Origin of the sequence: Streptomyces xiaopingdaonensis (genome assembly GCF_000262345.1) — a bacterium.
GTDB lineage: Bacteria > Actinomycetota > Actinomycetes > Streptomycetales > Streptomycetaceae > Streptomyces > Streptomyces xiaopingdaonensis.
In genome coordinates, this window is record NZ_AJTQ01000061.1 from 1 (window position 1) to 8,917 (window position 8,917).

At 73.7% G+C, this 8,917-nt stretch carries 6 protein-coding genes; 1 reads left to right on the top strand and 5 read right to left on the bottom strand.

Going from position 1 to position 8,917, the window contains the following annotated elements; translation table 11 throughout:
- Window positions 1–48: 48 nt before the first annotated feature.
- The 4 genes from UWG_RS0104505 to purD form a co-directional block, all read right to left on the bottom strand.
- Entirely contained in the window at window positions 49–948 is a 900-nt protein-coding gene (locus UWG_RS0104505) for a phosphoribosylaminoimidazolesuccinocarboxamide synthase (protein WP_016906011.1), read from the bottom strand.
- 92 nt (window positions 949–1,040) lie between these two features.
- The gene (locus tag UWG_RS0104510) at window positions 1,041–2,516 is read right to left on the bottom strand and encodes a N,N-dimethylformamidase beta subunit family domain-containing protein (RefSeq protein WP_016906012.1); all 1,476 of its coding nucleotides are present in this window, start codon (window positions 2,514–2,516) and stop codon (window positions 1,041–1,043) included.
- Between the two features lie 606 nt (window positions 2,517–3,122).
- On the bottom strand, window positions 3,123–4,931 hold the full coding sequence (locus UWG_RS0104515; RefSeq protein WP_016906013.1) for a hypothetical protein: 1,809 nt from the start codon (window positions 4,929–4,931) through the stop codon (window positions 3,123–3,125).
- Window positions 4,932–5,271: 340 nt separating this feature from the next.
- Entirely contained in the window at window positions 5,272–6,552 is a 1,281-nt protein-coding gene (gene purD / locus UWG_RS0104520; protein ID WP_016906014.1) for a phosphoribosylamine--glycine ligase, read from the bottom strand.
- A gap of 388 nt (window positions 6,553–6,940) precedes the next feature.
- Between purD and UWG_RS0104525 the strand changes: the two genes are divergently transcribed.
- Window positions 6,941–7,741, top strand: a complete 801-nt coding sequence (locus UWG_RS0104525) for an SLATT domain-containing protein (protein ID WP_016906015.1) — start codon at window positions 6,941–6,943, stop codon at window positions 7,739–7,741.
- A 97-nt stretch (window positions 7,742–7,838) separates the two neighbouring features.
- Here the strand turns inward: UWG_RS0104525 and UWG_RS0104530 are convergent, their stop codons facing one another.
- Window positions 7,839–8,489, bottom strand: a complete 651-nt coding sequence (locus UWG_RS0104530) for a hypothetical protein (protein ID WP_016906016.1) — start codon at window positions 8,487–8,489, stop codon at window positions 7,839–7,841.
- Between the last annotated feature and the right edge of the window lie 428 nt (window positions 8,490–8,917).

Genomic DNA, 8,917 nt, shown 5'->3' on the forward strand with positions numbered 1-8,917 from the left:
GGAGGGCCCCGATCCCAGGATCGGGGCCCTCTTCTCCGGAGCGCCGAGTCAGCTCCAGGAAAGGCCGGTGAGGCGCTCGTACGCCTCCACGTACTTCTGCCGGGTGCGCTCCACCACGCCCGGGGGCAGCGCAGGCGGCGGCTCCTCGCCGTTCCTGTCCCAGGCGGCGTCCGGCCCGGTGAGCCAGTCGCGCACGTACTGCTTGTCGAAAGAGGGCTGGGGCCGGCCGGGTTGCCAGGCGTCGCGGGGCCAGAAGCGCGACGAGTCGGGGGTGAGGACCTCGTCGGCGAGGACGAGGGTGTCGCCGTCCCAGCCGAACTCGAACTTCGTGTCCGCGAGGATGATGCCGCGCTCCTCCGCGATCTCCCTCGCCCGCTGGTAGACGGAGAGGGTCGTCTGGCGGAGCAGCGTCGCGGCCTCCGGGCCGACCCGGTGGGCGACCTCCTCGTACGTGACGTTCTCGTCGTGCTCGCCCACCTCCGCCTTGGTCGCGGGCGTGAAGAGCGGTCCCGGGAGCTCGGAGCCGTCCTCCAGCCCGCCCGGCAGGGCGAGGCCGCAGACCGTGCTGGACTCCTCGTACTCCCCGAGCGCCGATCCCGCGAGATAGCCGCGCGCGACGCACTCGACCGGGACCATCCGCAGCTGCTTGCAGACCATCACCCGGCCCTCCCACTCCTGCGGTGCGCCGGGCGGGAGTTCGGTGGACAGCACGTGGTGCGGAACGAGGTCGACGAGCTGCTCGAACCACCACATCGACAGCCGCGTGAGGATGCGCCCCTTGTCCGGGATACCGCCGGGGAGCACCCAGTCGTACGCGGAGATCCGGTCGCTGGCGACGATGACCAACTCGTCGCGCTCGTTCCGGTAGAGGTCGCGCACTTTGCCCGTGTGCAGGTGCACCAGCCCGGGGACTTCCACGGGCTGCGGCTTCTCGACGAATCCGGACACGTTCTCCTCCTGAGGTACGTATGAGCGCGGTCCGATTCTCGCGTACCCGGAACGGAGGCCTGTGTGCGGACCTGCCGTCGGTGCACGGACGATCAGTCGCGTTTGCAGATACGGTCCAGGAGGTTCGCCGTGGCTTGCTGCACCCGCGGATCGGTGTGTCCCGGCCGGTCGAGAGCGGGCGACCAGGCGAAGGTGCCCGAGGCGAAGACGAGGGCGCCGGAGGGGGCGCGGTAGAGCGACGTCTCCTGGTTGCGGCGGCGCCCTGCGGCGTCCTCGTACGGGGAGTGGGCGACGAGCGCGCGGTCGGTGTGCTCGGGGAGGCGGGTGCGGGGGAAGTAGCGGTCGGCCTCGCCGGCGACGAGCCCGGGGAGTTCGTCCCCGTCCCGGACCGCGGCGTCGTCCCAGAGCCAGTGGTCGGAGTTGCGGACGACGAGGGGCGTCGGCTCGGGGACCTGGCCCTGGTACTGGACGCCGAGGAGCAGTTGCTCCGGTTCGCCCTGCTCCCGCCAGAGGACGGGCCGCCCGGGGCCGCGGCGCTTGCGGCAGCGGAGCAGGCCGTCCTCGGCGCCCGAGGGGAGCGACGCCAACTCGACCTGCCAGTACATGGTGTTGGCCGAGAGGAAGACGAGCGAGGTGCCGAGGTCCCTCGCCTTCTCGACGGTGCGGCGCATCGGGGTCGACCAGTACTCGTCGTGGCCCGGGAAGACGAGGCCGCGGTAGCGGCTCGGGTCGACGCGCCCCGCGTGCAGGTCGCGGGTGTCGGCGTAGGCGAGGTCGTAGCCGTAGCGCTCGGCCCAGCGGATGAAGTCGTAGGCGTGGCCCACGTGGAGGGGGAGTCCGGCTCCGGCGAACGGGCGGTCGAAGGAGACGGCGGTGGCCGCCTCCGGCTCGCCGAGGAGCGAGCCCTCCTCGTCCCAGGCGTGGTAGAGACTGGCGCCCGTGCGGCCGTCCTCGGGGAAGAGGTTGTAGGCCTGCCATGTGACGTCGGGGAGGAGCAACAGCAGGTCGGCGGCGTCGCGTTGGCGGACGGTGAAGGGGACGTGCGAGCGGTGGCCGTCCGCGGTCGTGAGGACGGCGGCGTAGGCGCCGGTGTGCCAGTACTCGGGGATCTGGAGCCGCCAGGACTGCCACCAGTTGTGGCAGGAGACCGTGCGGTCGGCGACGAGCGGGCGGGGCTGCTCGATGCCGGAGAGGCGCGGGCTGGTGGTGATCTTCTTGGCGCCCTCGCCGCCGTAGTGGCCGATGCGGTAGACGTCGACGCTGTACGGCTGGGGCGGGTTCACCGTGATCCGGAAGTCGAGGGACTCGCCGGGGAGTACGCCGCCCGAGGTGGAGGCGAAGCCCTTGATCTGGCAGCTGACGTCGTCGGCCGTGCGCGGGCCGTTGTGGACGGCGGGCCCCGGCGACCCGGAGCGGCCCCACTCGACGTACCACGGGACCACTCTGCCGTTTTCGAAGTACTGTTCGCTGCCGCGCAGCCACGGCAGCGGTCCCTGGCCGAACGGATCGGTGACGGCGTGCGCGAGGGCGCCCGACTCCCATCGCCCGACGTGGTGTTGGCTCCCCACTGTGCTCCCCTCCCTCGTCCCGCTCGCCTCCTGCGGGCCGCGGCCCGGCGCGGTGGCGTCGGGCGGTCCGTGGTCGCGGCTTCGCTGCGTGGTCCGTGCGGTGGGTACGAGTTGTGCGTGGTGTCTCCCGGCATCGCCGCCGCCCTCCGGGCGTGCGGCTCGGCCGGTGTGCGACCGGTCCGGCGTCGGGCGGCCCCACGGGGCTTCCCGGCCGGCTGGTTTTGGCGGCCTCCCTGGGCATGACCGCCGGGACGGTCCTTGGGCACCCCTTCCGTCGGGCCGTCCCGCTACGCGGGTTGCGGGTCGTGGATGACCAGCGGTGGCGCGGTGGTCAGGCCCCGCCGGGGAGTCCGGACGCTCCAGGGGCACGGTCGGACGTTGGACTCGCCGCTCCCCGCGAGGAGTTGGGCGGAGGGCGGTTCGCCGCGACGGGTGGGAGACGGACGGGGTGCGGCGGCATGTACTGACACAGACAGGACATCACATCCTGCACGCACACGGTCACCGTTCGTTGTTAATCGTCGGATTCACGCCTTCGTGTCGAACTGCCGTGCGCTGCGCCGGACATCAGTGGCGCCGTCAACCACCCGGAAGCGGGACGTGCGCTCAGAGCAGACGCAGCGGCTTGTCCGGCCGAACCCCGGCCGCCGCGAGCCACTCCCTGAGCGGACCCGTCTCGCCGTACTCGGCCGCCGCGCGCACCGCGCCGGAGAGTGCGGTGTCCCGCTCCCCCGCGACGAGGAGCACGGGACCGTCGAGCCAGTCGAGCCCCGGGGACGCGCCCGCGGTGTCCACGGCGGCGCAGCAGACGGCGGAGTGGAGATGGTCGGCGAGCAACTCCTGCTCCGCGCGCGGTGGTTCGAGCGGCAGGCCCATGGGGGCCGGCTGTCCCTCGACGCCGCCCGGCAGCAACGGTCCTTCGTCGAGGAGGGGTTGCTGGGACTCCGCGCGGGCCTCTTCCTGGTGCTGGAGCGCGGCTAGGCGGGCGGCCAGCGCCGAGCGCGCGTCCGGCGAACCGAGACGGTCGAGTACGCAGGCGAGGGTGGGGCCGCACCACGTCCGGTCGGGGAGAGAGCCGAGCGGAAGCGGCGCGCCCGCGGGGAGCGGCAGGGTGCGGGGCGCCGGCTCGGGCTCCGCCGTCTGCTCGGCCATGTCCAGCGCGTCGAAGAGGCGGGCGGCGCCCGTCCGCCAGATGCGCGCCGCGACCTCCTCCGGGTACGCGTGCCAGGCGACGGGGGACCATTGGCGCGGGCCCTCCTCGGGCTCGGTTCCCTGGAGCGGAGGAGCCACCGGGGGTCTCGCGCCCACGAACAGGCGGGCGGCGAGGAGCGACACGGCGGCGTCCACCTCGCCCGGCTCCTCCAGGAGGTCGCAGGCCGGGCGCTCGCCCAGCCGGGAGGCGAAGCCCTCGGCGAGCCTGTCCCTGCGGGAGAGTTCGGTGAGCGCGGCGACGACACCGGCGTCGAGCCTCGTCGGCCACCTGCCCAGACGCCATGCAGGGAGGGCGACCTTCGTCAGCAGGCGGTCCCAACCGGCGTAGGCGAGGCCGACCTGCTCCTGCGCGACGGTGCGGAGGCCGTAGTCGACCGACTGCGCGCGCTGGGAGGAGGCGGCGGCCACGCCGCGCTCCATCTCGGCGAGGTGGCCGGCTGCGGCGCGCAGGAGCGTACGTGCGAGCGCGCCAGCGGCGCGGAGGAACGGTACGGCGAGCAACCCGGCAGCGGAGCGCGGGACTTCGGCAGCGCGCGGGGTGCCCTCCTGCTTCGCGGCGCTGTGCGCCCGTGGTGTGCGCCGGGCGCGTTCGGCGCGGGCGACCGCCGCGTCGAGGCTTCTGGCGAGGCGGCGGGCCGCGGCTATGTCCGGGTGGGCCGACGGACCCGTACCGGCGACCACGGGGGCGAGCAGTGCGCGCAGTTCCGCGACGCGCATCCACCAGAGGAAAGGGGAGCCGATCACCAGGACGGGGGCGGGGTGCTCGCCGGGGATCCGCGCGTAGACGGGCCTGTCGGCGGGGGTGTGGCGTTCCTCGAGCCAGCTGTCGCAGTCGGGGGTGAGTGCGATGGCGGAGGGCGCGGGGACGCCGAGGCGGTCGGCGACGTCGCGTACGAGGTTGTGGAGGTCCGGTGCCTCGCGCTCTTCGAGCGGGACGGTCGGCGAGACGGCCGGCTCGGCGCGCGCGATCGTCGCCGCCGCGGCTGCCGCAGCCGCGAGCGTTGCGCAGGCGACGGCGGTGACGGCCCAGCACACGGGCTGCCAGGCGGAGCCGAGGAGACCGGTGCCGCGGGCGGCGAAGAGGAGCACCGCGCACGCGGCCGGAAGCAGCGCGATCCCCAGGGCGGTGTTCCTGACGCGCAGCACGGCGAGGGCGTGCGCCCGCGCGGAGACCGCTTCTTCCTGCTGGCCGAGCACGAGCAATCCCACCTCCCGGCGGCGCCTCCGGCCGCTTGGACCCACTCCGGCCGCCTCCGGCCGCGCCGGAGATCCGGCCTTCTCACTGTGGCACCGGGGACCGACACCGCAATGTGCGCAGGGCCAGACGACGGACTCCCACGCGACTTGTGCGGAACCCTAGTTGGGGCGGGTGGGAGCGTCAGCCGGACGCCATTCTGCTCACCCGATGGAATGGCTTTGGGGAGAGATATTGCCCTCAACCCGGTGGGCAGGTAAGGGATCGCGGGGTTCGCCGCGCGGCGGCGGGTGCCCCGGGAAGGCGCGGCGACCGGGCCCGGGCACGTCGGCGCCCGGGCCCCGGAGTTCAGCGCCGGGCGGTGCCCTGCTCGCTTTCGTCTGCTGCGGCTTGCGCCGCGATGTCCGTGCGGTGGTGGGAACCGGGCAGGCCGACGCGCTCCACTGCGCGGTACGCGCGGGCGCGTGCCTCCGCGAGGTCGGAGCCGCCGGCGGTCACGGAGAGCACGCGGCCGCCCGCGCTGACGACGCTTCCGTCCTGATTGCGGGCCGTTCCCGCGTGGAGGACGTAAGCGTCGGGCCCTTCCTGCGCCGCCACCTCCTGGAGACCGTCGACCGGGTCGCCCTTGCGGGGAGCCGCCGGATATCCGGCGGCAGCGACGACGACCGTCACGGCGGCGCCTTCGTGCCAGCGCAGGGGAGGGAAGTCGGCGAGCTGCCCGGTGGCCGCTGCCTTGAGGAGGCCGGCGAGGGGGGTCTGCAGGCGTGCGAGAACCACCTGGGTCTCCGGGTCGCCGAAGCGGGCGTTGAACTCGACGACGCGGACGCCCCGCGAGGTGAGGGCGAGGCCGGCGTAGAGCAGGCCGGAGAAAGGGGTGCCGCGGCGGCGCATCTCGTCGACCGTGGGCTGGAGGACCGTCATCAGGACCTCGTCGACGAGCTTCGGGTCCGCCCACGGCAGGGGTGAATAGGCGCCCATGCCGCCGGTGTTGGGGCCGAGATCGCCGTCGTGGGCGCGCTTGAAGTCCTGGGCGGGCTGGAGCGGGACGACCGTCTCGCCGTCGGTGACCGCGAAGAGTGAGACCTCGGGTCCGTCGAGGAACTCCTCGACGACGACGCGTTCGCAGGCGGCTGCGTGCGCCCGGGCCTCCGCGGCGTCCCCCGTGACGACCACGCCCTTCCCCGCCGCGAGGCCGTCGTCCTTGACGACGTAGGGCGGGCCGAAGGCGTCGAGCGCCGCGTCGACCTGCTCGGCGGTGGTGCAGACGTAACTGCGGGCGGTGGGCACCCCGGCCTCCGCCATGACCTCCTTGGCGAACGCCTTCGAACCCTCCAGCTCCGCCGCGGCCCGCGAGGGTCCGAAGACGGGGACCCCGGAGTCGCGGACGACGTCCGCGACCCCCGCGACGAGCGGTGCCTCCGGGCCGATCACCACCAGATCCGCGACGACTTCCGCGGCGAGCGCGGCGACGGCCGCCCCGTCGGTGGCGTCCACGCTGTGCGCGGTGGCCACCTCGGAAGTGCCGGCGTTGCCGGGGGCGCAGTGCAGCGCGCTGACGGCGGGGTCGAGCGAGAGCGCGCGGCAGAGCGCGTGTTCGCGGGCTCCATTGCCGATGACGAGGATTCTCACGCGCTCAGCCTAGCGATCCGCTGCCGGGGGACGGGACCCGCGGCCGGGGGCAAGGGGGGCGTACAGGGGAGCACTGTTCAAGCGCCGGCAGCCGGCGGTCGCGGGGGCAGCTCGGCGGCGGGCGCCGCGCGCTGTGCGTCAGGGCCGCTCTTTCGGGTGAGGGCGGCGGCGGGCCGGTCGGCGTCATCCCTGGTCAGAGGCGGTAAATCGGCTCGAGGGCGCGTACCGGGCGGCTGTCGGCACGCGGATTCGAAGGTAGGAAGGACTCGCTTCGCCAGTCGGTCGGGACGGTGGCGTGCGTCGGGTGGCGGCGTGTGCGCGGGTCGGCTCCGGCAGGGGCGTCGGCAACGGGTGGAGCGGAAGAGCGGCGAGCAGCGAAGGGGTAGGTGTGGGTTCACGGGAGAAGGAGGCGCGGGCGGGCACCGAGCGGGTCGAAGTGCCGCTTCGGCGGCCGGTTCCGCCGGGGGGCTGGCAGCAGCCGACAGAGCGGTTGGAGGAGCTCTACCAGTGGGTGGAGGACGGAGCTCTCGCCGCCGCCGACTGGTATTGGCGACGCCGGCGGGCGAAGCGCAGGGCCGCCCTGCTGCTGCGGTGGGGGACGGCGGTCTCGGCGAGCCTCGTGGCGCTGCTCCCCGCGCTCGCCCTCGCGGACGCCGCACCGGCCGACGCCCTGCTCTGGGGGTACGGCGCGCTCCTCGTCGCGGCCGGATGCCCGGCCGCCGACAGGTACTTCGCCCTCACGCCCGGCTGGATGCGGTGCGTCGCGGCCGCGCAGGCGATCGGGCGCGCGCTGGAGGAGCTCCAGTACGACTGGGCACGCGCCGACGTACGCGCGAACCTCGGTCCGGCCGGCCCCTCGCTCGACGAGACCACCGAGTACGCCCTCGATCTCCTGCACCGGTGCAGCGCCGAGATCGACGGCATCGTCAGGAGTGAGACCGCCGACTGGACGGCCCGCTTCTGCTCTATGCCTGCTCCTCCGTACCGGCACTCGGCGGAGCGGAACGCGTACCCAGGCGGCGCGGTCCGGACGCGTCCGCCACCCGGGTGCGGCGGTCGGTCGGCACGGCCGCAGGGAGCCGTCGGCGCTGCCGATCCGCGGGCCGAGCGAGGCCGCACCGATACGCAGGGAGGCGGTGTGCGGATACAGATGCCGAGGCAACGTCCGCCGGAGGGACCCGTCCCCTAGGCGTCGGGGCGTGGCGCCAGCGGCCCGGCCAGCGCCCGGAGCCGGGCCGGAGCTGACCGGATCGCCGTGCGGGACTGCGCGGTGTTCTGCCGTTGCGTCAGCTGAACACGATCAGGGAGCCCTGGGCGAGGCTCCGCGTCGCCGCGGAGTGCAGGCCGAGCCAGACGTGGCGCTCCCGCGAGAAGGGACCCGAGTCGGTCGGAAAGGAGGTGGACGGCTCTTCGAGCTCGGTGGGGCGCTCAGGGGGCGCCGGTGGGTTCGGCGGATTCGCCGGGTCGATCCCGAGCACCGGGGCGACCTGCTCCAATTCGCGGAGCAACCCGTGGCTCGACGCGAGCGGCCCGCCGCCCTCCAACAGCTCGTCGTTGACGAGCGGGGCTTCGAAGTCGACCGGGACGTACGCGCCGGCGTGGTCGTAGTGCCAGACGAGGTGGGACTGCTGCGCCGTCGATTCGAACATCTCCAGCAACTGCTCGTAGTCGCTGCCGAGTTCGTCGACGGGTGCGACCTCGAGGCCGCACCGGTGGAGGAGGAAGGCCCTGCGGAGGAAGTGCAGCGCGTCGTAGTCGAACCCGGCGACGGGGGCGACCTCACCGGACATCCCGGGCATGTAGGCGAAGACGGGGACCGGCGGGTGGCCGGCTTCCGTCAGCGCCTTGTCGTAGGAGGCGATCTCCTCCGCGAAGGGGTTGTCAGGGCTGTGGCACAGCACGTCGACGAGGGGGACCAGCCAGAGGTCACAGGCCAAGAGTTGCTCCAATGCGCCGCGGTGCGGCCACAGTCACAGTCGGACGTCGGCGACCACAGCGTAGTGCCGCAACGTACTCGACGGTACAAGCCGAGCGGCGAAGTCAGGCGGTTGCTGGGGGGAGGCGAGGTGAGGGACTGGCGGGCGTAGGGGGTCGCGGCGGTGGACCAGGGTTGGTCGGTTGGGTCGGTTGGGTCGGTGTCAGCTCGGGTCGCGGCTCGAACGTGTCGGGAGGGCGGAGAGCGAGCGGGTTCGTCGGTGTGGCAGCCGGCGGGGAGACAGGGAGGGGCATGCCTCAGGGGCTGGAAGTAGTTGGCCGTCGGTTCCTTGCGGGGAGCGGGCAGTTGGGCGGGGCGGATGTCCAGGGGTGACGGTCTGGAGGAAGGCTCGGGAACGGTCAGGGCGGGGCGGGTCGGGGCGGGTGGGGG